The sequence below is a fragment of the Marinobacter sp. bablab_jr003 genome (genome assembly GCF_016464245.1).
Lineage (GTDB): Bacteria > Pseudomonadota > Gammaproteobacteria > Pseudomonadales > Oleiphilaceae > Marinobacter > Marinobacter vinifirmus.
The window spans coordinates 89412-114599 of sequence record NZ_JADARC010000018.1; the positions used below are offsets into that span (position 1 = coordinate 89412).

Sequence of the window (25188 nt, forward strand, 5' to 3'; positions counted from 1 at the left end):
GCATAAAACCGGCGCTGGCCGCATCCTGCATGGTCGCCTTCTCTAGCGGCGTTATCTTACTGTATTGGCTGACAGTCTTACCACCTTATACATGGTTGTTTGTGCTTACCTTCATGGTTGGTGCCGCCGCGTTTTGGGGGCGGGGCAGCCGGTTCTCCAGTCTCTGTTTATTGGTTTGTTTCGGGTTGCTGGGCCTGCTCTGGGCCACCTGGCATGCCGATGGGCGCCTGGCGGAGCGGTTGCCCCAGGGGCTTGAGGGCGAGCAGGTGACAGTCTCCGGTCATCTGTGCAGCCTTCCTCAACCGGGCAGCTTTGGCAGTCTCCGTTTCAATTTCTGTGTCCAGCGCTGGCACGAACCTGCGACGGTGCCCGAAGGCACCCGCTTGCCGGAAACCCTGCGGCTGGCCTGGTACGGGCGTGACGGTAAAGACCTGCCTGACCACCGGCTGCGCCTGGAAGTCGTCCTCAAACGCCCCCACGGCAACCTGAACCAGGCCGGCTTTCGCTACGAGGACTGGTTGTTTCGAAACGGCTTCCGGGCCACTGGAAGCGTCAGGAGCGTTGCCCTGGAGCCCGGGCTTGCCTGTGGCTGGCACTGCCAATACCGGGCCTGGCACCAGTCGGTGGCGGCTGTGGTGGAAGGCTGGTTTGGTGAGGCGCAACAGTTTCCCCTGATTGCATCGCTGCTGATCGGTAACCGCGGGCATCTGGAAAACGCCCACTGGGATACCCTGAAAGCCACGGGCACCATTCACTTGGTGGCTATTTCCGGGCTGCATCTGGGCTTGGTGGCGGTAGCAGTGGGGCTGCTCGGGCGCCGGCTGTTGTTGCTGGTGCCATCGGGGTGGGTGTCCGTTCATCAAGGCCGGGTGGCGGTGTTTGCATTGGTAATGCTGTGCAGCCTGGCCTATGCCCTGCTGGCGGGGTTTACGGTACCTACCCGCCGGGCCTTGATCATGGTGGTTGTGGGTGGCGGGTATCTGTTGATGGCCCGGGAAGCCAGTGCCTGGCAACCCTTTGTGGCGGCGCTGTTCCTGGTGTTGCTGCTGGATCCATTTGCGCCGCTGGATCAGGGCTTCTGGCTTTCCTTTGGTGCGGTGGCGGTGTTGTTGCTGGTGTTTGCCAGCAGGGTAGCAACTCCGGGCTGGCTGAAAGGCCTGGTGCTCGCGCAGTTTGCGGTGTTCGCCGGTTTGTGGCCGGTTCTGTCGCACTTCGGCCTGGGCCAGCCGGTGGCTGGATTGCTGGCCAACCTGTTGGCCATTCCCTGGGTGTCCCTGGTGGTGATGCCGGTGTTGTTTGTGGGTGCGTTGCTGTCGGCGCTGTCCGGCGGCGGGTTGTCGGGCTTTGCGATGGTGCTGATGGACGGGGCACTGGCATTGCTCTGGGGCTGGCTTGAGTGGGTCCAGGTTCTGGACTGGCCTGTGCCCGGAGGAGGCAAGGTTGCGCAATCCGGCTTGCTGGCGCTGGTGGTGGTTGTCATGATTCGGCTGCCGGTGCCCGGGTTCCGGCCCGCGGCATTCGCTGCCATCGCCTTATGGAATCTTGCGGCGCTGTACCATCGCGAGCCGGAGAACTCGTCAGTGGCGGTTCCGGAAATTCGCATCCTGGATGTGGGGCAGGGGCTGTCAGTTCTGATCCGGGTGGATGACAAGGTGCTGCTGTATGACACCGGCCCGGAGGTGAAAGGCGTGTTTTCTGCGGCCGATTCGGTGTTGATACCGGAGCTGAGCGCCCGGGGTATCCGGCGGATAGACCACCTTGTGCTGAGCCATGCCGATAACGACCATTCCGGCGGCTTGCCTGTGTTGCTCGATACCTTCGATGTGGTGCGGATATCCAGCGGTGAAGCCGGGGAGTTATCCGGGAATTTGGACGGCCTGCGCCTTGTGCATGACTGCCCGGCAGTCGCTGAGCACTGGGGAGACCTGGAGCTGGCATTCTGGCAAGCGCCGGATGCAACGGAGGGTAACGATGCATCCTGTGTGCTCCGGGTAAGCCATGGGCTGTCCGATACCGAGACCTGGCTGACCGGTGATATCAGCGACCGGGTAGAAGCCCGGATGCTGGCGGACCCGGAACTGGACTGGTTCAACCGGCAGCCGGCCCACCGCCTGGTGCTGGCACCCCACCATGGCAGCAAAACCTCGTCGTCAGAAAGCTGGGTTGAGACTCTGCGGCCCGACCAGGTCATCTACACCGCCGGATATCGCCATCGTTTCGGACACCCCCATCCGGAGGTGACGGCCCGCTATCGCCAGGCTGGAGCCCGGGCGTTGAATACAGCCTGTTCCGGTCAGATTGCCATTACCTTGCCGGCGACAGGCCCGGAAATCGAAGAAATCCGCCATTCCGCACCCTTCTGGGTAGCCGCTCCGGGCCTGGCCCGTGACCAATGTAATATACCGTGACATTCCGGGTGTGGCCTGCACCGGCAGCTATGCTAAAGTAGCGCGGCTTGTAATTAATCAGGGAGATCAAGCGTGTTCGAGCTGTTGAAAGCCGGTGGCATCCTGATGGTGCCTATTGTTGCCTGTTCCATTCTGGCCCTTGCCATCGTTCTGGAGCGATTCTGGTCTTTGCGTGCTTCCCGCGTAGCGCCGCCGCAATCGATCAATGAGCTCTGGCGCTGGATCAAGAAAAAAGAGCTTAACGGTCGCAAGCTCAAAGCCCTGCAGGGCTCCTCTCCGCTGGGCCGGGTTCTGGCCGGTGGTCTGATCAATGCCAAGCATGGCCGTGAGGTCATGAAAGAAAGCATCGAACACGAAGCCAGCCAGGTTATCCACGAGCTGGAACGGTTCCTGAACCCGCTGGGAACCATTGCTACCATTACCCCGCTGCTGGGTCTGTTGGGGACGGTTATCGGTATGATCAAGGTATTCGCCGAGATCCAGCTGGCCGGTGTCGGTAACGCAGGCAACCTCGCAGGCGGTATTTCCGAAGCCCTGATTACCACGGCTGCAGGCCTGAGCGTTGCCATTCCTGCGCTGATCTGCCATCGCTATTTTATCCGCCGCGTTGACGAGCTGGTGGTTAACATGGAACAGGAAGCCATAAAACTGGTGGAAGTGGTTCATGGTGACCGTGAAATCGACGTGGAAGGAGCCTGAACACAGTGAAGTTCAAGCGCCAACGAAGCCAGGAAGTCGGGGTAGACCTGACGCCACTGATCGACGTGGTGTTCCTGCTGCTGATTTTCTTTATGGTATCCACCACCTTCACCCGGGAAAGCCACCTGGAAGTGGAATTGCCGCAAGCCAGTGGTGATCCGGCAACGCCGTCTGAAGTGCACCAGATTGACGTGGTGATCAATGCCGAAGGCCAGTACATCCTGAATGACAGGACACTGGTGAACAACCGGCGCGAGACCCTGGAGCGGGGTGTCAGGGAACTGGCTGAGGGAGATAGCAACCTGCCGTTTATCATCACGGCAGATGCCCGTACTCCCCACGAATTTGTTGTGCGCGCCATGGATGTGGCCGGTCGCCTGGGGTTTGCGAAACTGAGCATAACCACAGAGCGGGAGGCTGACAGCCAGTGATCGATGTAAGGCCGGAACCGCTCAAAGCTCCGCCGGTTGGAAGCTGGACAACCTACAAGCGCCTGCTCACCTACGTAAAACCTTTCTGGCTGGCCTTTTCGCTGGCGGTGCTGGGCAACATTATCTACGCGGCGGCGTCTACCGGTATGGCGGCAGCCATGGAGTATGTGATCACCGCCATTGAAAACCCCACCGACCAGAACCGGATGCTCCTGACCGGCCTGATCGTTGGTGTGTTTGCCCTGCGCGGCCTGGGCACCTTCTTCAGTCAGTATTTCATCAGCTATGTTGGCCGCAATGTTATCAACGCCCTGCGTAACGATGTCTTTGACCGGCTGATGACCCTGCCATCCCGTTACTTCGACGACAACGCCGCCGGCCGGCTGGTGTCCAAGCTGACGTTCAACGTGGAGCAGGTGGCGGAAGCGGCCACCAATGCCATCACCATTACCCTGCGCGAAGGCCTGACCATTGTCGGCTTGCTGGGCTTCATGCTGTATACCAACTGGAAACTGACCCTGGTGTTCCTCACCGTGGGGCCGGTGATCGGTTTCGTGGTCAGCTATGCCAGTAAACGCTTCCGCCGGATCAGCAAGCGCATTCAGGGCTCCATGGGTGATATTACCCACGTGGCCTCGGAGTCCATCACCGGTTACCGGGTGGTGCGTACCTTTGGTGGCGAAGACTACGAGCGGGAGCGTTTCCGCGATGTCAGCGAGCGCAACCTGAAGCAGAGCCTGAAAATGGCTTCCACCCAGGCCATCAGTGTGCCGGTGATCCAGGTGCTGGTGGCGGTTGCCATTGCGGCCCTGGTCTGGACCATGCTGGCCCCGGAAATTCGCGGTGAAATGACCACCGGACAACTGGTTGCTTTTATCACTGCAGCAACCACCATGGCGAAGCCGATCCGCCAGGTAACCTCGGTACACGCCAAGATACAGAAGGGCGTGGCCGCCGCCTACGACGTGTTCGAAACCATGGACGAACAGCCGGAAGAAGACCGTGGCGGATTCGCGCCGGAGCGGGTGGAAGGCCGTATCGAGTTTGACCAGGTGTCTTTCCGCTACCGCGACCAGCTGGATAACGTACTGGAAGGCATTTCCCTGAGCATTCCTGCGGGCCAGAGCGTTGCCCTGGTCGGGCGCTCCGGCAGCGGCAAGTCCACGCTGGTGAGTTTGTTGCCCCGGTTCTACGAGTTCACCGGCGGTGATATCCGCATCGACGACCATTCCCTGAAAGAATTCTCCCTGCAGGCGCTGCGTTCGCAGATTGCCCTGGTAAACCAGAACGTGGTGCTGTTCAACGACACCATCGCCGCCAACATTGCCTATGGCGCGTTGCGGGATTGCAGCCGTGAGGAGATTCGGGAAGCAGCGGCCAAGGCCCATGCCCTGGAGTTTATCGACCGCATGCCGGAAGGGCTGGATACCATGATCGGCGATAACGGTGTGATGTTGTCGGGTGGTCAGCGACAGCGGCTGGCCATTGCCCGGGCGCTGCTGAAGAACGCGCCGATCCTGATTCTGGATGAGGCCACTTCGGCGCTGGATACAGAGTCTGAGCGGCATATCCAGGAAGCGCTGGAAACGGTCATGGAAGGGCGGACAACGCTGGTGATTGCGCACCGTCTTTCCACTATCGAGAAAGCCGACCGGATCCTGGTGATGGACAAGGGCCACATTGTTGAATCCGGTAACCACGATGAACTGCTGGCGGCCGATGGCGCCTATGCCCAGCTGCACCAGATTCAGTTCAGCGAGCAGGCATGAGTACCAGCCTGGTCGATCGGCTTTGGTACGGGCGGGGCAGGCCACTGGCCCTGCTGACGCCACTGGCCTGGCTGTACCGGGCGGTGTCGGAATCCCGGCGCCGGAAGGCCTGGCAGGCCCGTAACGAATCCCTCCCGGTACCCGTGGTGGTGGTGGGTAACATCACCGCCGGCGGTACCGGCAAGTCGCCCCTGACCGCCCGGCTGGTGCAGCGCATGAATCAGGAAGGCTGGAAACCGGTCATTCTGAGCCGGGGCTACGGCGGCAAAAGCAATCACTACCCCCTGTTAGTCAGTGAAGGCACTTCGCCGGGTGTGAGCGGTGATGAGCCCCTGATGCTGGCCCAGGCAACCGGTTGCCCGGTGGTGGTGGATCCGGAACGGTGCCGGGGTGCTGCCTGGGCGCTGGAGAATGGTCTGGGTGACGTGCTGATCTGCGATGACGGACTGCAGCACTACCGGCTGCCCAGAGATATCGAGCTGGCGGTGTTCGACGCCCGGCGGGGCATCGGCAATGGTGCGATTATCCCGGTAGGCCCGTTGCGGGAGCCGGTCGAGCGCCTGGGCAGTGTCGATTTTGTCATCCTTAACGGCGCCGGATTCCCTGAAGCAGGAGAGACCCTGGACAGCTTTGCCGGCGTTGACCATCCGGACATCCATGCCATGGAGCTGGTGCCGTCGGCCCTGGTGAACCTGAATTCCGGTGAGACCGTGCCCCCGGAAAAGCTGAAAGGCAAACCGGTACGGGCGGTGGCAGGTATCGGCAACCCCGGGCGATTCTTCGACACGCTTCGTGGCTTGGGTGCCCACGTGAATGAAGTGCCATTTCCTGACCATCACCATTTCCGACCGGAAGACCTGGCCTCCGGTGCCCTTGAGTGGCTGGTGATGACCGCCAAGGATGCGGTGAAATGCCGTGGCTTTGCGCCAGACAACGCCTGGGTGTTGACGGTAGAGGCCCGGGTATCGGAACCTTTTGAACAACGTTTTATCGAGCGGCTCAGGGAGTGTTCCGGGCAGCTGAAACCACATGATACCGAGAGATCTGACCATGGATAAAAAACTGCTGGGCCTGCTGGCCTGCCCGGTTTGCAAGGGTGAACTCAAGCTTAACGAAGCCCGCACCGAACTGATCTGTTACCAGGATGCCATGGCATTCCCGATCCGTGAGGGTATTCCGGTTATGCTGGCGGTTGAGGCGCGGACCCTGAGCACCGACGAACGTCTCGACAAGCACTGATCTGCACGGGGTAGTCCATGTCTTTCACCGTTGTTATCCCGGCCCGTTACGCTTCCAGTCGACTGCCCGGCAAGCCCCTGGCGATGATAGCTGGCAAGCCGATGATCCAGCATGTGTGCGAACGGGCGGCAGAAAGCCGTGCCAGCCGCGTGGTGGTTGCCACCGATGATGCCCGCATTGAAGAAGCCTGCCGGGGGTTCGGGGCCGAGGTGGTGATGACCTCACCGAACCATGCCAGTGGCACCGACCGGCTGGAAGAAGTGGCCCGCAAGCTTGGGCTCGATGCCGACCACCGGGTGGTGAATGTACAGGGCGACGAGCCGCTGATTCCGCCGGCCCTGATCAACCAGGTGGCCGAGAACCTGGAGCTGTACCCGGAAGCCGAGATCGCTACGTTGTGCGAGCGGCTCCACGATGCCCGCCAGGTGTTTAATCCGAATGTGGTGAAAGTGGTGTTCGACGCCCGTGGTATGGCCCACTATTTCAGCCGTGCGCCCATTCCCTGGGCCCGGGATTTCTGGCCGGCCAATGCGCCAGCGGTGGATGTAGACCTGCCCGACGGTGTGGGTTATTTCCGCCATATCGGCATCTATGGTTACCGCGCCAGCGTGTTGCGGCAGTTCGTCACCTGGCCGCCTGCGCCTACCGAGCAGGTAGAGGCGCTGGAACAACTGAGGGCGCTTTACAACGGTGCCCGTATCCATGTGGACATTGCCGAACGGCCACCGGCGGCCGGCGTGGACACCGAAGAAGACTTGGCCCGGATTCGGGCATTGCTTGAAGCGGGAGGGCGCTATGTCTGATGCTGCATCCGGAAAAGTCAGCGTTCTGTTTGTCTGCCTGGGTAACATTTGCCGCTCGCCGAGCGCGGAGGGCGTATTCCGGCAGCTGGCCGCAGAACAGGGCTTGCTGGAAAGCCTGCATATTGATTCCTGCGGCACCGGTAACTGGCACATCGGCAAGGCCCCGGATGCCCGCGCCACCGCCGCAGCGGAGCGTCGCGGCGTCGATATTGCGGAGCTTCGGGCGCGGCAGATCCAGGCCGAAGATCTTGACCGGTTTGACTATGTGCTGGTGATGGACCGTTCCAACCTGGCCGATGTACGGGATATCTGGAACCAGAACGGTGGCACAGAGCCCCGGCTGTTCCTGGAGTTCGGTCGATCCGGCCATGCCGAGGTGCCAGACCCCTACTACGGCGGTGAGGACGGCTTCGAGCAGGTGCTGGACCTGATCCATGAGGCCAGCGAAGGGCTGCTGGAATCCATCCGGGAGCGGCTGGCTTGAGCCGACTGCCCGAGATCCGTGAGCAGGTCAGCCTGCAAGGCCTGAACACCCTGGCAGTGCCGGCTAAGGCCCGTTATTTTGCGGACATTACCACCGCCGACGAGCTTGAAGCGGCCCTTGACTGGGCCCGCAAGAATGGCCAGCAAACGCTGGTGCTCGGTGGTGGCAGTAACCTGGTCTTCGCCGGGGACTTTGACGGTCTGGTGCTGCACATGGCGCTCCGGGGTCGTACCTGGGAGCAGGTGCGGGAAGCTGACGCGGTACTGGTATTGGCGGCCGGGGAAAACTGGCATGATGCGGTGCTGTATGCGGCCCGCTCCGGTTACCGGGGTATCGAAAACCTGGCACTGATTCCGGGAACCGCCGGGGCCGCGCCTGTCCAGAACATTGGCGCCTACGGTGTGGAGCTGTGCGACACCCTGAAAACGGTCACGGCCCTGGATCGCACGACCATGGAAGTGGTCGAGTTACCGGCAGCCGACTGCGAGTTCGCCTACCGGGACAGCCTGTTCAAGCATCAGCCCGGTCGTTACATAATTCTTGAAATCCGCCTGGCCCTGTCCCGAACCGAGCCGATAAAGCTCGGTTACCGTGACTTGCAGGAGTACCTGGGAAGCGAGGACACCGATCAACTGACGCCCCTGGCTGTGGCAGAAGCGGTGATGGCCGTTCGCCGCCGAAAACTGCCGGATCCGGCTGTGCTGCCCAATGCCGGAAGCTTCTTCAAGAATCCGGTGGTCAGCCAGGCGCAATTTGAAGACATTGTTAGCCGTTTTCCGGACGTGGTGTCCTACCCGGTCGCTGAAGGCGTCAAACTGGCGGCAGCCTGGCTGATCGACCAGGCCGGCTGGAAGGGTTACCGAAACGCAACGGTCGGTGTGCATAACCGCCAGGCCCTGGTATTGATCAATCATTCCGGGGGCAGCGGGCAGGACATCCTGGCACTGGCGCAGGAGGTGCGGGAATCGGTGCGGAACAAGTTCGGGGTGGAGCTGGAGCAAGAACCGGGTATCGTCGGTAACTGAGACTTTGTTGCAGTGTTACCTGCCTTCAGCGAGCGGCCAAGCCGGCCACCCGCCAAAGACCGGACGGGCGGGTTAGAGCCCGCCTTTAGGTGAGGCCTTCACCAGGAAGGGCAGGGCTTCTTCCAGGGCAATATCCTGTTTATCTTCATCGCGACGGCCCTTGTATTCCAGGGTGCCGGCAGCCAGGCCCCGCTCGGAAACCACAAACCGGTGCGGAATGCCCATCAGTTCCATGTCCGCAAACTTCACGCCCGGGCGCTCGTTCCGGTCATCCAGCAACACATCGTAGCCAGCCTGGCGAAGTTGTTCGTAAAGCTTGTCACCGGCTTCGGCCACTACGGCGTTCTTGTGGGCGTTCAGGGTAACGATAGCCACTTCGAACGGAGCAATGGCGTCGGGCCAGATGATGCCCTTGTCATCGTGGTTCTGCTCAATGGACGCCGCCACGATGCGGGATACGCCGATGCCGTAGCAGCCCATCTCCATGATCACGGCCTTGCCGTTCTCGTCCAGTACAGTGGCATTCATGGCCTGGCTGTACTTGTTGCCCAGCTTGAAGATGTGGCCCACTTCGATACCGCGGCGGATCTCCAATGTGCCCTTGCCGTCCGGGCTCTGGTCACCTTCCACTACGTTGCGCAGGTCTTCCACCCGGCACAGGGCTACATCACGCTCCCAGTTCACGCCGGTCAGGTGATAGTCATCCTTGTTGGCACCACATACGAAGTCCGCCAGGTGGGCGGCGCTGCGATCGACAATGACCGGCACCGGCAGGTTAACCGGGCCGATGGAACCGGGATTGCAGCCAATGGCTTTCACGATTTCTCCATCGGTGGCCATGGTCAGCGGCTCGGCAATGCCGGCCAGGTTTTCAGCCTTGATCTCGTTCAGGGTGTGGTCGCCGCGCAGGATCAGTGCCACCAGGCCGGATTCGCCGTTCTCGTCGGCTTCGCCTTTTACCAGCAGGGTTTTCACGCTGCGCTCTGCCGGCAGGCCCAGGAACGTTGACACCGCTTCAATGGTTTTCTGGCCCGGGGTGTGTACTTCCTGCATGGCTTCGCCCGGTGCCGGGCGTTCGCCCGCCGGAGCCACGGCCTCGGCTTTCTCGATGTTCGCGGCGTAGTCGCTTTCGGTGCTGAACACGATGGCATCTTCACCGGAGGAGGCCAGCACGTGGAACTCGTGGGAAGCGCTGCCGCCAATAGAACCGGAATCCGCCTGTACCGGGCGATAATCCAGGCCCAGCCGATCAAAGATGTTGCAGTAGGTCTGGTGCATCAGCTGATAGGTATCATCCAGGGACGCCGCGTTCACGTGGAACGAGTAGGCGTCTTTCATGATGAATTCCCGGGCGCGCATCACACCGAAACGCGGGCGGCGCTCGTCGCGGAACTTGGTCTGGATCTGGTAGAAGTTGGCCGGCAGTTCCTTGTAGCTCTTGAGCTCGTTACGGATCAGGTCGGTGATGACTTCTTCATGGGTCGGGCCGAAGCAGAAATCCCGGCCATGGCGGTCGTTCAGGCGCAGCAGTTCGCCGCCGTACTGCTCCCAGCGGCCGGATTCTTGCCACAGTTCCGCAGGCTGAACGGCGGGCATCAGCACTTCCTGGGCACCGCTCTTGTCCATTTCTTCACGAACAATCCGCTCTACCTTGCGCAGGGTACGCAGCCCCATGGGCAGCCAGGTGTAAAGGCCGGCGGCCAGTTTGCGGATCATGCCGGCGCGCAGCATCAGCTGGTGGCTGATGATCTCGGCATCGGCGGGGGTCTCTTTCTGGGTGGCAATCAGGTAGCGGCTTGCTCGCATGGTGTCTTCCGTTTTTTGAAATCCGGGGTTAAGACTAATTGGCAGGTCTGTTGGCCTGACTCTGCCTTTCTTTGTCGTAAAGTGGGCGTTATTGTACGGAGCCTGCTGCACAAGGTACAGATAATGACTGACGAATCTATCGACGTAACACCACGCCGAAAGCCCGTACAGGCCCGGAGCAGGGAGCGTGTAGACGCCATCTTGCGGCACGCCGCTGCGATCTTTCACGAGAACGGGGTAGACGGCACCAGCATGTCGGCCATTGCCCGGCAGTCGGACATGTCCCTCGCCTCCCTTTACCGGTATTTCCCGAACAAGCCGGCCATCGTCCACGCCATTGCCGAAGGCCATGTGGAGAAAATGGAACGTGCACTCCGGGAGAAGCTACCGCAACTTGGCCTGGATGAGGCCATCGAAGTGCTGATCGAGCAGTTCTACACCTTCTACCGCACCGAGCCTGCCTATTCGGCCATCTGGAGTGGCGTTGAAGCCATGCCCGAGTTGCGGGACCTGGACCTGCGAGAGCTCTACAACAACGCCAGTGACCTGGATGCACGCCTGCAACAGGAATACCCTAACCTGCCGGATGACCGCCGCTGGAATGCCAGCCTGTTACTGCCGCGGGCGGCCGGATCCATTCTGCGGCTGGCAGCGACACTGCCGGACCAGCAGGGCCGGCAACTGGTCGGTGAACTGAAAGTGATGACCCAGGCCTATGTGGCCGAGCTGATCCGTCAGGAAAGGTAGCCCAGGGGCAGGGCGGTGCTGTCGATTACCCGCCGCAGAACAAAGCTGGAATGCACGCCACTGACCCCCGGGATACGGGTAATCCGGTTCAGCAGGAACTGGTGATAGTGGTCCATGTCCGGCACCACAATTTTCAGCATGTAGTCGGCGCTCTGGCCGGTAATCAGGTAGCACTCCTGGACTTCCGGGTATGCGGCAACCTGTTCCCCGAAGGCGGCAAACCGCTCTGGTGTGTGCCGGTCCATGCCGATCAGGATAATCGCCGTCAACGCCAGCCCCAGTTTCTTGTGATCCAGGATAGTCACGGTGCGGATAATGATTCCCGCTTCCTCCAGGGCCCTGACCCGGCGCAGGCAGGGCGACGGCGATAACCCCACCTTTTCGGCCAGCTGCTGATTGGTCAGCGAACCGTCTTTCTGCAATTGTTCGAGGATTTTCCGGTCTGTTTTGTCGATTTGTATCAGGGTCTTTTCTTTTGTGGGCATTTTATTCTTTATAACCTTTAATGATCGCAATTATATGCCGTAAAGTTAGTGAAAGCGCCCCGAAATAGCAACCAAATAGCGCCACAGCGGCGTTAGAATGGTGTCATTACACAGACCCGTGAAAGGAATTGTCAGATATGGCCTTTGATCATCGTAAATACGTTGCCTTCAAGCCGGTTGCCAAGAAAGACCGCCGCTGGCCCGACCAGGTTATCGAAAAAGCCCCCACCTGGTGTGCCGTAGACCTGCGGGATGGTAACCAGTCCCTGATCAAGCCCATGTCCGTTGCCCAGAAGCAGCGTTTGTTCGATTTGCTGGTCAAGCTTGGCTTCAAGGAAATCGAAATCGGTTTTCCGGCAGCCAGTCAGCCGGACTTCGATTTCTGCCGCAAGCTGATCGAGGAAAACCGCATTCCTGAGGATGTAAAAATCCAGGTGCTGACCCAGGCCCGCCCGGAACTGATCGAACGTACCTATGAAGCGCTGGCAGGTGCGAAGCAGGCGATTGTGCACGTGTACAACTCCACCTCTACGGTCCAGCGGGAGCAGGTGTTCGGCCTGGATCGTGACGGTATCCGCGAGATTGCCGTAAATGGCGCCACCCTGGTGAAAGAAATCGCGGCTCGCCACCCGGATACCGACTGGACCTTCCAGTATTCGCCCGAGAGCTTTACCGGCACCGAGCTGGACTTTGCCGCGGAAGTGATCAATGCAGTCACCGACGTCTGGCGTCCGGACCAGGGCCAGCCGGTCATTATCAACCTGCCGGCCACGGTGGAGATGTCCACGCCCAACGTGTTTGCCGACCAGGTAGAGTGGATTTGCGAGAACATTCGCTACCGCGAGCACATCAGCATCAGCCTGCACACCCACAACGACCGGGGTTGCGCGGTTGCAGCCGCGGAGCTGGGTGTCATGGCCGGCGCTGACCGGGTGGAAGGCACCCTGATGGGCAATGGCGAGCGCACCGGTAACATGGACCTGGTGACCATGGCCATGAACCTGTACTCCCAGGGCATCGATCCGACCCTGGATTTGTCCGGCATGGCGGAAATCACCGAGGTGGTGGAAGCCTGTACCGAGATTTCCACTCATCCGCGCCATCCGTATGCCGGTGAGCTGGTATTTACCGCCTTCTCCGGCAGTCACCAGGATGCGATTCGCAAGTGCCTGGCACGGCGCAAGGAAGGCGACGTCTGGAACGTGGCCTACCTGCCGATCGACCCGTTCGACGTGGGCCGCCGGTACGAAGAAGTGGTGCGTATCAACAGCCAGTCCGGTAAGGGTGGCGTTGCCTACGTGCTGGAGCGGGACTATGACATTACCCTGCCACGCTGGTTGCAGATCGAGTTCAGCAAGGTGGTGCAGCGAGAGGCCGAAACCAATGGTGGCGAGATCGATTCCCACACCATTCACCGGTTGTTCGAAGATCGCTATCTGAAGGTGTACGGTGACTGGTCATTGCGTTCGTATGACCTGCACCGGGACGAAGATGGCGTGCGCGCAGAAGTGGTTGTAGGTGGCGAGAAGGCACCGGTTACCCTCGAAGGGCGTGGTCTGGGTGCAGTAGAAGCGGTGTCGGACGGCCTGGCCAAGCGCTTTGGTGTAACCGTCGCCGTAGAGGCCTATGACGAGTTTGCGCTGGGTGAGGGCACCAACGCCAACGCACTGGCGTGTATCCGCCTGACGGCCAATGGCCAGCACTGCAGCGCTGCTGCCCTGGCCGAAGACACCACCTCGGCGACCCTGCAGGCCCTGTTCTCTGCTGTGGCCCAGGCTGTAGGTACGGAAATGCCGGCAGCCAAGGCGCCGGAACCGACTGAAACCGCCTGACTCAGTTGGTGATGAGCTAACCAGAACGCAAGAAGGCCGGCAAATTTGCCGGCCTTCTTGTTTTTCCGTCTGCCCGTGAGGGGCATCCGGCGGGGAACGCGCGCCCTTACAGAGGGGTTACGTTTTCCGCCTGCGGGCCTTTCGGGCCCTGGGTAACGGTAAACTGTACCTGCTGGCCTTCAGCCAGGGTACGGAAACCGTTTGAGTTGATTGCACTGTAGTGAACGAAAACGTCACTGCCGCCTTCCTGGGCGATGAAGCCAAAGCCCTTGGATTCGTTGAACCACTTCACGTGGCCGGTTTTGGTATCGGACATCGATCTTTCCTGTCTTACTGAAATTTGCCCTCACGGGACCTTCATTTTTGCACTTAGGCAGTTATGAGCTGAAACATCCGGAGCGTACTGAGGAAGGGGCAACGAAAAGCCGGGGCAGGACGTTGGAACGCATTCGCCAAATACCGCTGCAGAGGTTCACAGCAATTTTCAGTATAGACCGAGTTTGAGGGGCGTCAATTATTTTCTAAAGATTGATTTTCTTGTTTTTGTTGATAAAAAACAAGGAGTTGTAATTAAAATGACATCAAGGCCTGTTCCGTCGGGAGCAGGCCTTGATGGGTTTTCTTACGGTAGGGTCCGGGGCGGATCAGCGTCCGAATTTCTCGCTGATTTCTTCCAGGATTGCCGGGTCGTCGATGGTGCTGGGTACGTTGTACTGTTCACCGTCGGCGATCTGCCGGATCACCCGCCGCAGGATTTTGCCTGACCGGGTTTTCGGTAGCCTTTCCACCACAATGGCGCGGCGGAAGCAGGCGATAGCGCCGATCTTCTCCCGCACCATTTCCACCAGTTCCTCTTCGAGCTCGTCCTGGTCGATGGTGGCGCCGTCCTTGATCAGTACCAGGCCGACCGGGATCTGCCCTTTCATATCATCGTGGGCACCTACCACGCAGCATTCCGCGATGGCCGGGTGAGAGGCAACCACCTCTTCCATTTCGCCGGTGGACAGGCGGTGGCCCGCCACGTTGATCACGTCATCGGTACGGCCCATCACGAACACGTAGCCGTCATCGTCAATAAAACCGCCATCGCCGGAGCTGTAGAAGCCTTCGATGGGCCGCAGGTAGCTGTTCAGGAAGCGCTCGTCGTCGCCCCATACGGTCATCAGGCAGCCCGGTGGCAGCGGTAATTTAACGGCAATCTGGCCTTGCTCGCCGGCGGGTACCTGGCGGCCGCCCATATCCACCACCTGAACGTTGAAGCCGGGGGAGGGTACCGTGGCGGAGCCGGGTTTGGTGGCCATCATTTCAATGCCCACCGGGTTGCAGCAAATGGCCCAGCCGGTTTCGGTCTGCCACCAGTGGTCCAGCACCGGCAGGCCGGTGTGTTCTTTCAGCCACTCGTAGGTGGGCGGGTCCAGTCGCTCACCGGCCAGGAAGATACGCTTGAGGGAAGACACATCGTACTTGGCCAGATGATCCGCTTCCGGGTCTTCCTTGCGCACGGCGCGGAAGGCAGTCGGAGCGGTGAACAGCATGTTCACCTTGTGTTCCTCAACCACGCGCCAGAAAGCGCCGGCATCCGGGGTGCGTACCGGCTTGCCTTCATAGAGGATGGTGGTGCAGCCGGTAAATAGCGGCGCGTAGATAATATAGCTGTGGCCAACCACCCAACCGACGTCCGAGGCCGCCCAGAACACATCTCCGGGCTTGGCGTCATAGACCAGTTCCATGCTGTATTTCAGGGCGACGGCGTGGCCGCCGTTATCCCTTACCACGCCCTTGGGCTTGCCGGTGGTGCCGGAGGTGTACAGCACGTACAGCGGATCATTGGCTTTAACCGGTACCGGGTCTGCGGGGCTGGCTGCGGCAGAAATGGTGTTCCAGTCAAAGTCCCGGCCGTCCTGCATGTCTGCCTTTGCCTGCGGGCGTTGGTAGACCACGCAGAATTCCGGCTTGTGGCTGGATTGCTCGATGGCTTTATCCACCAGCGGCTTGTATTCGATCACCTTGGTGATTTCGATGCCGCAGGAGGCCGTCAGCAAGGCCTTGGGCTTGGCGTCTTCAATCCGTACTGCCAGTTCGTGGGCGGCAAAACCGCCGAACACCACAGAGTGGATGGCACCAAGGCGGGCGCAGGCCAGCATGGCAATGGCGGCCTGGGGGATCATCGGCATATAGATGATTACCCGGTCGCCTTTTTCGATACCGCGATCACGCAGGGCGCCGGCAAAGCTGGCCACTTCGTCACGCAGTTCGTTGTAGGTGAATGTCTGGCGGGTATCGGTAACGGGAGAATCGTAAATCAGTGCGGTCTGGTCGCCGCGGCCGGCGCGGATGTTGGCGTCCAGCGCTACGTCACTGGTATTGAGTACACCATCGGGAAACCATTCGCCGTGGCCGTTATCCTTGGCCTGCCAGATGGTCTTGGGTGGCTCGATCCAGTCGATGTTTTGCGCCTGGTCTCGCCAGAAGTCGTCCCGCTGATCAATCGACCGACGGAATTCGGCGTTGTAGCTCATGTGCTCCACCTCAGTTGTATCGTTTTTTATTTTAGGGTTGATGGCTACAACTGTAGGGGCTTTGAAAAAGGGGGCTACTAGACCATAGGCGTAGTTTTGATCGGTTCCGGGTCTATTCTGTGACGGAATTGACTTTCGTCACCTCTGCCGACACGTTGCCCTGTCCAAAGCGGGCACTGATGGCCTGGCCGGCTGACAGCTGATCGGCACTCCGTACGATGCGATTCTGGTCATCCCGCACGATGGCGTAGCCGCGGCCAAGGGTGGCCAGCGGGCTGACCACGTTCAGGGTCTGGGCGTTCAACTGGAGCTTTTCCTGCTGCTGCCGCAGGTTCTGGCGAATGGCTTTGTTCAGCCGTTCATTCAGCCGCTGCACCTGTTCCCCGGCATTCTGCAGGGTTTTTGTTGGCGACTGGGTGCCCAGGCGCTGCGCCAGGTGCCCGGTTTTAAGCTGCTGTTGCTGGAGCTTAAGGTTCATGGCCTTGTTCAGGCGCATGTCCAGCTCGTCCATGCGCTGGGCTTTGTCCTGGAGTTCCCGGCGCGGGTCCCGAAGCCTTGCGGCCAGGTGGCCGAGTTGCTGGTCCAGCCGGAGCAGCAAACGGCGGGCGGATTGCCCCAGCCGGAGTTGCTGTTCAGCCAGCCGGCGCAGCCACTGGCTTTGATCCGGCGAGATTTTTTCCGCTGCGGCAGAGGGGGTGGGTGCCCGAAGGTCTGCCACGAAATCGGCGATGGTAACGTCCACTTCGTGGCCCACTGCACTGACGGTGGGAATAGAGCATCCGGCAATCGCCCGGGCGACGGCTTCTTCGTTAAAGCACCAGAGGTCCTCCAGCGAGCCGCCGCCCCGGCCAATGATCAGCACATCCGCCACGCCGTGGCGCTGGGCGCGATCGATGGCGTTTACAATGTCGGCCGTCGCAGCCTGCCCCTGAACGGCAGTGGGGTAGAGCGTGACCGGAATGGCCGGGCAACGCCGTGCCAGCACGGTGAGAATGTCGTGAATGGCTGCGCCGGTGGGTGAAGTGACCACGCCGATGTGGCGCGGGGTAACGGGCAGGGGCTTTTTGCGAGCCGGGTCGAACAGGCCCTCGGCCTGCAGTTTCATTTTCAGGGCTTCAAATGCCTGCTGCAGCGGCCCCAGGCCGGCAGGTTCCAGGTGTTCTACGATGATCTGGAAGTCACCCCTGTTCTCGTAGAGGGTCACCTTGCCGCGAATGCGGATCTGGTCGCCTTCTTTCGGCAGGGTGCGAATACGCTGGTTCGCCCCGCGAAACATGGCGCAGCGGATCTGGCATTTCTGGTCTTTCAGCGAAAAGTACCAGTGGCCGGACGATGGCCGGGAAAAGCTGGACAATTCGCCTTCCACCCACACCTGCATGAAGCTGGATTCGAGCAGGTGCCTGGCCTGATGATTGAGTTCGGAAACGCTCAGTGCTCTTGGGCGGGTGTCCGGATAGGGGGGTATCAAAGGGCGGGCTCCCGGTTTTTTCATACGCAATAGCCGAAGGTGACAGGCAAAAATAACGTAAATTCAGAAAGATGCAACCAAACCGCAAAAACCCTGCGGTTTACTGTGTTCTGTCACCACTTTATAATAGATCGATTAAGGATTTTGCTTTGTTGCACCGCCGCGGGTGCAGCTGGGAAATTCCAAACTTAGCATGTTCAAAAGGCGGACCCAAATGCTGCGTATTGCCGAAGAAGCCCTCACGTTTGATGACGTTCTCCTGGTTCCCGGATTCTCGGAAGTTCTACCTCACCAGGTTGAGCTGAAAACCCAGTTGACCAAAGGTATCACCCTGAACATTCCGCTGGTATCAGCGGCCATGGACACGGTAACCGAAGCTGAGCTGGCGATCGCCATGGCGCAGGAAGGCGGCATTGGCATCATGCACAAGAACATGACGGTTGAACAGCAAGCTGCTGCGGTACGCAAGGTCAAGAAATACGAAAGCGGTGTGGTGAAAGACCCGATTACCGTTAACCCGGACACCACCGTGCGGGAACTGGTTGATATCACCATGGCCAACAGCATCTCCGGCCTGCCGGTGGTGGATGGCAACGACCTGGTAGGTATCGTTACCGGCCGTGATATCCGCTTTGAGAGCCGCATGGATACCCCGGTGCGGGATATCATGACGCCGAAAGACAAGCTGGTGACTGTCAAAGAAGGCGCCAGCCTTGAAGACGTGAAAGAGCTGCTGCACCGCCATCGCATCGAGAAAGTGCTGGTGGTCAACGACGACTTCCAGCTGCGCGGCCTGATTACTGTTAAGGATATCCAGAAGGCCAAGGATTACCCGCTGGCCTGTAAAGACGAGCAAGGCCGTCTGCGTGTTGGTGCTGCGGTGGGTACCGGTGGCGATACCGAAGCCCGTATTGCCGCACTGGCCGAGGCCGGTGTAGACGTGATCGTGGTAGACACGGCCCACGGCCACTCCAAGGGTGTGATTGACCGGGTTCGCTGGGTCAAGCAGAACTACCCGGATGTGCAGGTGATTGGTGGCAATATTGCGACTTCTGCCGCAGCCATCGCCCTGGCCGACGCAGGCGCAGATGCCGTGAAGGTTGGTATTGGCCCCGGCTCCATCTGCACCACCCGTATTGTGGCAGGTATTGGCGTACCTCAGATTTCTGCGGTTTCCAATGTAGCTGCTGCCCTGAAAGAGCGCGGTGTGCCGTTGATTGCCGACGGTGGCATCCGGTTCTCCGGCGATATCGCCAAGGCCATTGCCGCTGGCGCCCACGCCGTGATGGTTGGCAGCCTGCTGGCCGGTACTGACGAAGCCCCGGGTGAAGTTGAACTGTTCCAGGGCCGTAGCTACAAAGCCTACCGTGGCATGGGTTCCCTGGGTGCCATGGGGCAGGGCTCCAGCGACCGTTATTTCCAGGACGCCAGCAAAGGTATTGAAAAGCTGGTTCCGGAAGGTATCGAAGGTCGTGTTGCCTGCAAGGGCCCGATGCGTAACATCGTGCACCAGCTGGTTGGCGGCCTGCGTGCCTCTATGGGTTACACCGGCAGCGCCACCATGGACGACATGCGTACCAAGCCTGAATTTGTGCGGATTACCAATGCCGGTATGCGTGAGAGCCACGTTCACGACGTGACCATCACCAAGGAAGCGCCGAACTACCGCATCGGTTAATTCAGCCTGATCTGATGCGGCCCGGTTTCCGGGCCGCGTTGTTTTTTAAAGCCCGAGGACTCCATGGCTCAGAACATTCACGACCACCGTATCCTGATTCTTGATTTCGGTTCCCAGTACACCCAGCTGATTGCCCGTCGCGTTCGGGAAATCGGGGTTTACTGCGAGATCAAGGCCTTTGATATCACAGACGAAGAACTCGCCGAGTTCAATCCCAAAGGCATCATTCTGGCCGGTGGTCCGGAGTCGGTAACCCAGCTGGGTGGTCCCCGTGCTCCGGAAGGCCTGTTCGACAAGGGCATCCCGGTTCTGGGCATTTGCTACGGCATGCAGACCATGGCCGAGCAGCTCGGCGGCCGGGTGGCCAGCTCCGAGAAGCGCGAGTTCGGTTATGCCCAGGTTAAGGTTCGTGCCAAGGGCCCGCTGCTGGCAGACATTACCGACCACCTGACGCCGGCCGGTGATTCCCTGCTGGACGTATGGATGAGCCACGGCGACAAAGTGGTCGCCATGCCGGAAGGCTTCGAGCTGCTGGCCTCCACCGAAAGCGCACCGGTTGCCGCCATGCAGGACCTGAGCCGCAACCTGTACGGCGTTCAGTTTCATCCGGAAGTCACTCACACCCTGCAGGGCAAGCGCATCCTCGAGCACTTTGTCCTGACCATCTCCGGTTGTGAGGCACTGTGGACCCCGGCCAAGATCGTTGACGATGCCGTTCGCCAGATTCGCGAGCAGGTGGGTTTCGACAAGGTGCTGCTGGGCCTGTCCGGTGGTGTGGATTCCTCAGTCACCGCTGCGCTTCTGCACAAGGCCATCGGTGAGCAGCTGACCTGCGTGTTTGTGGACAACGGCCTGCTGCGCCTGCACGAAGGCGACCAGGTGATGGACATGTTCGCCAGCAATATGGGCGTAAAGGTTATCCGAGCCGATGCCGAAGACCTGTTCCTGTCCAAGCTCAAGGGCGAGAACGATCCGGAGCAGAAGCGGAAGATCATTGGTAACACCTTTATTGATGTGTTCGATGCTGAAGCCGCGAAGATCAAGGATGTGAACTGGCTGGCCCAGGGCACCATCTATCCGGACGTGATTGAATCCGCTGCGTCCAAAACCGGTAAAGCCCATGTCATCAAGTCCCACCATAATGTGGGTGGCTTGCCGGAAACCATGAAGATGAAACTGGTAGAGCCGCTGCGCGAGCTGTTCAAGGACGAAGTCCGCAAGATCGGCCTCGAGCTTGGCCTGCCGTACGACATGGTCTACCGCCACCCGTTCCCGGGGCCGGGTCTGGGCGTTCGCATCCTTGGCGAAGTAAAGAAAGAGTACGCCGAGATCCTGCGCCGCGCCGATGCCATCTTCCTGGAAGAGCTGCACCGCGCGGATCTGTACCACAAAACCAGCCAGGCCTTTGCCGTGTTCCTGCCGGTGAAATCCGTGGGTGTAGTGGGTGATGCCCGCCGCTACGAATACGTGATCGCGATCCGTGCCGTGGAAACCGTGGACTTTATGACCGCACGCTGGGCGCGGCTCCCGTACGAACTGCTGGAAACCGTATCCAACCGGATTATCAACGAGATTTCCGGTGTGTCGCGGGTGACCTACGACATCTCGTCCAAGCCGCCCGCAACAATCGAGTGGGAATAAAGGACGACCAGTACTGGATGGTCAGGGCGCTTGAGCTGGCCAGCCAGGCTGCAAGCAAGGATGAAGTGCCGGTAGGTGCCGTGGTGGTGCTGAATGGCAAGGAAATCGGGGCCGGGTTTAATGCCCCGATTTCCGGGTGTGACCCGACCGCCCATGCGGAGATTCGCGCACTGCGGGACGCCGCCGCCAGGGTTGGGAATTACCGGTTGGCCGGTGCCACCTTGTACGTGACGCTGGAGCCCTGCACCATGTGCGTGGGTGCCATTGTGCACAGCCGTATCAGCCGCCTGGTGTATGGGGCCGCAGAACCCAAAGCCGGCGCCGTAGAATCCGCCCGCAGAACGCTGGAAGAGCCGCACCTGAACTGGCGGGTAGAGGTAACCGGCGGTGTGATGGCCGAGGCATGCGGGCAGGCCATTTCAGAATTTTTCAGCCGGCGCCGTCGGGAAATCCGTGCGCGCCGACAACAAAACTCAGGGAAGGGAAACGAAATTCCATGAAAGTTCTCGTTACCGGCGGTGCCGGTTATATCGGCAGCCATGTGGCCCGGCAGTTGGCTGCAGCAGGCCACGACATTGTGGTTTTCGACAATCTTTCCACCGGCTATCGCTGGGCGGTCACTGCCGGTGAGCTGGTGGTGGGCGACCTGGCCGATGAACAGGCTATTGAAGCCGTTTTCTCGCAGCATAAGTTTGAGGCGGTCCTGCATTTTGCCGCCAACATTGTGGTGCCTGAGTCGGTCAGTAATCCCCTCAAGTATTACAGCAACAACACCCGTAACACCCTGAACCTGCTGAAAGCGGTGGAAAGCCACCAGGTTCCCTACATGGTGTTCTCCTCCACGGCCGCTGTGTATGGCATGCCGGAAGAAACGGTACTGACCGAAGACCTCCCGCTGGCGCCCATCAATCCCTACGGGGCTTCGAAGATGATGAGCGAGCGCATGATGATGGACCTGGCCGCGGCCAGCAGCCTGAACTATGTGATTCTGCGCTACTTCAACGTGGCCGGCGCTAACCCCGAAGGACTTCTGGGCCAGGCAACGCCGGAAGCGACTCACCTGATCAAGGTGGCCAGCGAGTGCGTGACCGGGCAGCGCGAGGGCATGAGCGTCTTCGGCACGGATTACGAAACCCGCGATGGCACCTGCATCCGCGATTACATCCACGTGGAGGACCTGGCCAAGGCCCATGTGATGGCGCTGGATTATATGGCCGGAGGCGGGGAATCGCAGGTGCTGAACTGTGGCTACGGCCGCGGCTTTACCGTGCGGGAAGTGATTGATGTGGTAAAGCAGGAATCCGGTGTGGATTTCCCGGTCACCGAAACCGGCCGCCGCGCCGGAGACCCGGCTGCCTTGATGGCCGACAACACGCGAATCAAGAAAGTTCTGGGCTGGCAGCCGGATTACGATGACCTCAATACCATCGTGCGCACCGCGCTGGCCTGGGAAAAGATCTGGCTGCAGAAAAAAGCCTCTGATTGACGCCCTTTTCAACGAAATTCAGGAACAGTTACATGAAAATCACGATTTTCGGAACCGGTTATGTTGGCTTGGTGACGGGTGCCTGCCTGGCGGATGTGGGGCACCACGTTCTGTGTATGGATGTCGACCAGGGTAAGATCGAAAAGCTGAAGAACGGCCAGATCCCCATCTACGAGCCGGGCCTGGATAACATCGTGAAGCACACGGTTGAAGCGGGCCGTCTGTCCTTTACCACCGATACCGAAGAAGCCGTCAAACACGGCACCCTGCAGTTCATCGCCGTGGGCACGCCGCCGGATGAAGACGGCTCTGCCGACCTGCAATACGTGCTGGCCGTGGCCAAGTCCATCGGCCAGTACATGGATGATTACAAGGTGGTGGTGGACAAATCCACCGTACCGGTTGGCACCGGCGACAAGGTGAAAGCGGCGGTTCGTGCCCAGCTGGACCATCGCGGCCTGGAGCTGGATTTCGATGTGGTCTCCAACCCGGAATTCCTGAAAGAAGGGGCGGCCATCAACGACTTCATGAAGCCGGACCGGATTGTGGTGGGCACCGACAGCGAGCAAGCTGCGGACCTGCTGCGCGAAGTGTACTACCCGTTCAACCGCAGCCACGACCGGATGATCTTTATGGACATCCGTTCCGCTGAGCTGACCAAATACGCCGCCAATGCGATGCTGGCCACCAAGATCAGCTTCATGAACGAAGTGGCCAACCTGGCCGAGCGCCTGGGCGCGGATATCGAGGAAGTGCGCCGCGGTATCGGTTCCGACCCCCGTATCGGTTACCACTTTATCTATCCCGGCTGCGGCTACGGCGGCTCCTGCTTCCCGAAAGACGTCCAGGCCCTGGCCCGCACCGCCCGCGACTGTGATTACGAATCCAAGCTGCTGAACGCTGTAGAAGCGGTGAACTACGCCCAGAAGCACGTGCTGTTCGACAAGATCAGCCATTACTTCCAGGGCGATCTGAAGGGCAAGGTCGTCGCTTTGTGGGGGCTGGCCTTCAAGCCGAACACCGACGACATGCGTGAGGCCTCGGCCCGCACCCTGATGGAAGACCTCTGGAAGGCAGGTGCTACCGTGCAGGCCTTCGATCCGGAAGCCATGGAAGAAACCCAGCGTATCTACGGTGACCAGGATGGCCTGACTCTGTGCGGTACCAAGGAACAGGCCCTCAAAGGCGCCGATGCCCTGGCCATCTGCACCGAGTGGAAAGAATTCCGCTCCCCGGATTTCGACGTGGTGTCCAGCACCCTCAAGCATCCGGTGGTCTTTGATGGTCGTAACCTGTACGAGCCGGAAATGCTCGAGCGCTATGGTTTGATCTACTACGCCATCGGCCGCGGCCGTAACCAGTTCCATTCGGCGCTCTGAGCCGGGGAGGGCAGGTGATGTTCCAGTTACATGAACGCCTGGCGGCAGACACCCATAACCTGGGGCGCAGCCAACTGTGCGAAATCCTGCTGATGAATGATCGCACCTGGCCCTGGATTATCCTGGTGCCGGCGGTGCCGGATATTCGGGAGATCTACCAGCTCGGCAAAGAGCAGCAGCGTTTGCTGGAAGAATCGTCGACCCTGAGCCAGGGCATGATGGAGATCTTCGGTGGCGACAAGATGAACGTGGCGGCGCTGGGCAACATGGTGCCGCAGCTTCACCTGCACCACATCGTACGCTTTGAAGGCGACCCGGCCTGGCCGGGCCCGGTATGGGGCAAACAGCCGCCGGTTCCCTATGAGGACGGCGAACTGGAACAGATCAAGGCAAAACTCAAGCCGCTGCTTCAGCAACTGGCCTGAGTACTCTTTGGTATTACTCCCGGCCCTGCTGCCACTGCGCCAGGGTCTGGGAACCTACCAGAATCATCCGAAGCTCCGTCTTCAGCTTGGCTTTCAGCTCCTCCCGCTCTTTGGGTGTGGCATCCAGCGCTTCCGCGCCCTGATTGAACACCAGGGTAACCATGGACTCGGCCACCAGGCGGGCATCCGCCAGCGGCTTGTTCTGCTCCTCGGCAAACCGGCGCAAATCATCGGCCAGCTCTGTCACGAAGTGATCAATCTCCGCCTTCACCGCCGTCCGGAACGGCTTCGACACCCCGGTACGCTCCCGCAGCATCAGACGGAACAGATTGGCATTATTGCCCAGATACTCCATAAACGTATCCACCGACGTAGAAATAGCACTGCCGTCGCGCACAATCCGCTTGCGGGCCTGCCGCATCAGCTGCCGCAGCGCCACACCGCCTTCGTCCACCAATGCCAGCCCCAGCTCATCCAGCTCGGCAAAGTGCCGGTAAAACGACGTCGGCGCAATCCCGGCCTCCCGGGCAACCTCCCGCAAACTGAGACTGCCAAAGCCCCGATCCGCGCTCAGCTGTGCCAGGGCCGCATCCATCAGCGCCCGCCGGGTTTTCTGTTTCTGTTCCGCTCTGGTGGCCAACTTACAACTCCATCCGCCGGTCAAACCATGCATTCTAGCCCCCGGTTTTTTGATAGTCACCTTTACGCCCGATTTGCGGTGCCTGGAGTTATGGTGATTTCTGGTGTATGGAAGCAGGCTGAAGGGGTGGCGTATCCTGTTGGTTGATCACCGCCAAGATCACAACCAACAGAGGAATGATACGCCATGTCCGAGTCTAACCTGCATGCTCTTTCACAACCAGA

Annotated in this window: 23 protein-coding genes; 17 read left to right on the top strand and 6 right to left on the bottom strand. The window is 60.0% G+C overall.

Annotated features, from left to right (window positions below):
• Positions 1–29 precede the first annotated feature (29 nt).
• From H3Z84_RS01390 to murB, 9 genes are all read left to right on the top strand, one after another.
• Positions 30–2408 (top strand): DNA internalization-related competence protein ComEC/Rec2, encoded by a 2379-nt coding sequence (locus tag H3Z84_RS01390; protein ID WP_199456006.1) that lies wholly within the window; start codon positions 30–32, stop codon positions 2406–2408.
• A gap of 72 nt (positions 2409–2480) precedes the next feature.
• A complete protein-coding gene (locus H3Z84_RS01395) occupies positions 2481–3107 on the top strand; it encodes a MotA/TolQ/ExbB proton channel family protein (protein WP_022989133.1) in 627 nt (208 codons plus the stop codon).
• Positions 3108–3112: 5 nt separating this feature from the next.
• On the top strand, positions 3113–3538 hold the full coding sequence (locus H3Z84_RS01400) for an ExbD/TolR family protein (protein WP_058340703.1): 426 nt from the start codon (positions 3113–3115) through the stop codon (positions 3536–3538).
• The gene (gene msbA / locus H3Z84_RS01405) at positions 3535–5307 is read left to right on the top strand and encodes a lipid A export permease/ATP-binding protein MsbA (protein ID WP_199455991.1); all 1773 of its coding nucleotides are present in this window, start codon (positions 3535–3537) and stop codon (positions 5305–5307) included. The genes H3Z84_RS01400 and msbA overlap by 4 nt, the downstream gene beginning before the upstream one ends.
• Entirely contained in the window at positions 5304–6365 is a 1062-nt protein-coding gene (gene lpxK, locus H3Z84_RS01410) for a tetraacyldisaccharide 4'-kinase (protein WP_199455992.1), read from the top strand. Before msbA ends, lpxK begins: the two co-directional genes overlap by 4 nt.
• Entirely contained in the window at positions 6358–6546 is a 189-nt protein-coding gene (locus H3Z84_RS01415; protein WP_022989129.1) for a Trm112 family protein, read from the top strand. The genes lpxK and H3Z84_RS01415 overlap by 8 nt, the downstream gene beginning before the upstream one ends.
• A gap of 17 nt (positions 6547–6563) precedes the next feature.
• Positions 6564–7349, top strand: a complete 786-nt coding sequence (kdsB, locus tag H3Z84_RS01420; RefSeq protein WP_199455993.1) for a 3-deoxy-manno-octulosonate cytidylyltransferase — start codon at positions 6564–6566, stop codon at positions 7347–7349.
• Positions 7342–7833 carry a low molecular weight protein-tyrosine-phosphatase gene (locus tag H3Z84_RS01425; protein WP_022989127.1) on the top strand — a complete coding sequence of 164 codons (492 nt, stop codon included), beginning with the start codon at positions 7342–7344 and terminating at the stop codon, positions 7831–7833. The genes kdsB and H3Z84_RS01425 overlap by 8 nt, the downstream gene beginning before the upstream one ends.
• A complete protein-coding gene (gene murB / locus H3Z84_RS01430; protein WP_199455994.1) occupies positions 7830–8858 on the top strand; it encodes a UDP-N-acetylmuramate dehydrogenase in 1029 nt (342 codons plus the stop codon). Before H3Z84_RS01425 ends, murB begins: the two co-directional genes overlap by 4 nt.
• 72 nt (positions 8859–8930) lie before the next feature.
• Here the strand turns inward: murB and H3Z84_RS01435 are convergent, their stop codons facing one another.
• On the bottom strand, positions 8931–10664 hold the full coding sequence (locus tag H3Z84_RS01435) for a proline--tRNA ligase (RefSeq protein WP_199455995.1): 1734 nt from the start codon (positions 10662–10664) through the stop codon (positions 8931–8933).
• Positions 10665–10787: 123 nt separating this feature from the next.
• Here H3Z84_RS01435 and H3Z84_RS01440 point away from each other — a divergent pair, with 123 nt between their 5' ends.
• Positions 10788–11411: a TetR/AcrR family transcriptional regulator gene (locus H3Z84_RS01440; RefSeq protein ID WP_199455996.1), complete on the top strand. Its 624-nt coding sequence runs from the start codon at positions 10788–10790 to the stop codon at positions 11409–11411.
• On the opposite strand, the gene H3Z84_RS01445 is transcribed toward H3Z84_RS01440, so the two are convergent.
• Positions 11399–11896, bottom strand: a complete 498-nt coding sequence (locus H3Z84_RS01445; RefSeq protein ID WP_199455997.1) for an Lrp/AsnC family transcriptional regulator — start codon at positions 11894–11896, stop codon at positions 11399–11401. The two genes, H3Z84_RS01440 and H3Z84_RS01445, sit on opposite strands and share 13 nt — an antisense overlap.
• A gap of 137 nt (positions 11897–12033) precedes the next feature.
• On the opposite strand from H3Z84_RS01445, the gene leuA reads away from it, so the two are divergent.
• Entirely contained in the window at positions 12034–13728 is a 1695-nt protein-coding gene (leuA, locus tag H3Z84_RS01450) for a 2-isopropylmalate synthase (RefSeq protein ID WP_022989122.1), read from the top strand.
• A 106-nt stretch (positions 13729–13834) separates the two neighbouring features.
• On the opposite strand, the gene H3Z84_RS01455 is transcribed toward leuA, so the two are convergent.
• The 3 genes from H3Z84_RS01455 to xseA all read right to left on the bottom strand — a co-directional run bounded on the left by H3Z84_RS01455 (position 13835) and on the right by xseA (position 17739).
• The gene (locus H3Z84_RS01455) at positions 13835–14044 is read right to left on the bottom strand and encodes a cold-shock protein (RefSeq protein WP_022989121.1); all 210 of its coding nucleotides are present in this window, start codon (positions 14042–14044) and stop codon (positions 13835–13837) included.
• 328 nt (positions 14045–14372) lie between these two features.
• Positions 14373–16289 (bottom strand): propionyl-CoA synthetase, encoded by a 1917-nt coding sequence (locus H3Z84_RS01460; RefSeq protein ID WP_199456007.1) that lies wholly within the window; start codon positions 16287–16289, stop codon positions 14373–14375.
• A 70-nt stretch (positions 16290–16359) separates the two neighbouring features.
• Positions 16360–17739, bottom strand: coding sequence for an exodeoxyribonuclease VII large subunit (gene xseA, locus H3Z84_RS01465; protein WP_199455998.1), 1380 nt, complete (start codon positions 17737–17739; stop codon positions 16360–16362).
• A 190-nt stretch (positions 17740–17929) separates the two neighbouring features.
• Between xseA and guaB the strand changes: the two genes are divergently transcribed.
• The 6 genes from guaB to H3Z84_RS01495 all read left to right on the top strand — a co-directional run bounded on the left by guaB (position 17930) and on the right by H3Z84_RS01495 (position 24324).
• The gene (gene guaB, locus H3Z84_RS01470; RefSeq protein WP_022989118.1) at positions 17930–19393 is read left to right on the top strand and encodes an IMP dehydrogenase; all 1464 of its coding nucleotides are present in this window, start codon (positions 17930–17932) and stop codon (positions 19391–19393) included.
• Between the two features lie 63 nt (positions 19394–19456).
• The gene (gene guaA / locus H3Z84_RS01475; protein ID WP_199455999.1) at positions 19457–21034 is read left to right on the top strand and encodes a glutamine-hydrolyzing GMP synthase; all 1578 of its coding nucleotides are present in this window, start codon (positions 19457–19459) and stop codon (positions 21032–21034) included.
• A complete protein-coding gene (tadA, locus tag H3Z84_RS01480; RefSeq protein ID WP_199456000.1) occupies positions 21025–21534 on the top strand; it encodes a tRNA adenosine(34) deaminase TadA in 510 nt (169 codons plus the stop codon). Before guaA ends, tadA begins: the two co-directional genes overlap by 10 nt.
• Complete coding sequence (galE, locus tag H3Z84_RS01485; protein ID WP_199456001.1) at positions 21531–22520, top strand: UDP-glucose 4-epimerase GalE; 990 nt, start codon at positions 21531–21533, stop codon at positions 22518–22520. The genes tadA and galE overlap by 4 nt, the downstream gene beginning before the upstream one ends.
• Positions 22521–22552: 32 nt before the next feature.
• Positions 22553–23899 (top strand): UDP-glucose dehydrogenase family protein, encoded by a 1347-nt coding sequence (locus H3Z84_RS01490; protein WP_199456002.1) that lies wholly within the window; start codon positions 22553–22555, stop codon positions 23897–23899.
• A gap of 17 nt (positions 23900–23916) precedes the next feature.
• Positions 23917–24324 (top strand): HIT domain-containing protein, encoded by a 408-nt coding sequence (locus H3Z84_RS01495; RefSeq protein WP_199456003.1) that lies wholly within the window; start codon positions 23917–23919, stop codon positions 24322–24324.
• A 13-nt stretch (positions 24325–24337) separates the two neighbouring features.
• Here H3Z84_RS01495 and fabR read toward each other — a convergent pair whose 3' ends face one another.
• Positions 24338–24964: an HTH-type transcriptional repressor FabR gene (gene fabR, locus H3Z84_RS01500; RefSeq protein WP_022989112.1), complete on the bottom strand. Its 627-nt coding sequence runs from the start codon at positions 24962–24964 to the stop codon at positions 24338–24340.
• Positions 24965–25188 lie beyond the last annotated feature (224 nt).

What these genes read in the sequence shown, in the direction of transcription:
- H3Z84_RS01390 (WP_199456006.1), top strand. Translation starts at nt 30, where the DNA reads ATGGTCGCCTTCTCTAGCGGCGTTATCTTACTGTATTGGCTGACAGTC.
- lpxK (WP_199455992.1), top strand. Translation starts at nt 5,304, where the DNA reads ATGAGTACCAGCCTGGTCGATCGGCTTTGGTACGGGCGGGGCAGGCCA.
- H3Z84_RS01415 (WP_022989129.1), top strand. Translation starts at nt 6,358, where the DNA reads ATGGATAAAAAACTGCTGGGCCTGCTGGCCTGCCCGGTTTGCAAGGGT.
- kdsB (WP_199455993.1), top strand. Translation starts at nt 6,564, where the DNA reads ATGTCTTTCACCGTTGTTATCCCGGCCCGTTACGCTTCCAGTCGACTG.
- H3Z84_RS01425 (WP_022989127.1), top strand. Translation starts at nt 7,342, where the DNA reads ATGTCTGATGCTGCATCCGGAAAAGTCAGCGTTCTGTTTGTCTGCCTG.
- H3Z84_RS01435 (WP_199455995.1), bottom strand. Translation starts at nt 10,664, where the DNA reads ATGCGAGCAAGCCGCTACCTGATTGCCACCCAGAAAGAGACCCCCGCC.
- H3Z84_RS01440 (WP_199455996.1), top strand. Translation starts at nt 10,788, where the DNA reads ATGACTGACGAATCTATCGACGTAACACCACGCCGAAAGCCCGTACAG.
- H3Z84_RS01445 (WP_199455997.1), bottom strand. Translation starts at nt 11,896, where the DNA reads ATGCCCACAAAAGAAAAGACCCTGATACAAATCGACAAAACAGACCGG.
- leuA (WP_022989122.1), top strand. Translation starts at nt 12,034, where the DNA reads ATGGCCTTTGATCATCGTAAATACGTTGCCTTCAAGCCGGTTGCCAAG.
- H3Z84_RS01455 (WP_022989121.1), bottom strand. Translation starts at nt 14,044, where the DNA reads ATGTCCGATACCAAAACCGGCCACGTGAAGTGGTTCAACGAATCCAAG.
- xseA (WP_199455998.1), bottom strand. Translation starts at nt 17,739, where the DNA reads ATGAAAAAACCGGGAGCCCGCCCTTTGATACCCCCCTATCCGGACACC.
- guaB (WP_022989118.1), top strand. Translation starts at nt 17,930, where the DNA reads ATGCTGCGTATTGCCGAAGAAGCCCTCACGTTTGATGACGTTCTCCTG.
- guaA (WP_199455999.1), top strand. Translation starts at nt 19,457, where the DNA reads ATGGCTCAGAACATTCACGACCACCGTATCCTGATTCTTGATTTCGGT.
- galE (WP_199456001.1), top strand. Translation starts at nt 21,531, where the DNA reads ATGAAAGTTCTCGTTACCGGCGGTGCCGGTTATATCGGCAGCCATGTG.
- H3Z84_RS01490 (WP_199456002.1), top strand. Translation starts at nt 22,553, where the DNA reads ATGAAAATCACGATTTTCGGAACCGGTTATGTTGGCTTGGTGACGGGT.
- H3Z84_RS01495 (WP_199456003.1), top strand. Translation starts at nt 23,917, where the DNA reads ATGTTCCAGTTACATGAACGCCTGGCGGCAGACACCCATAACCTGGGG.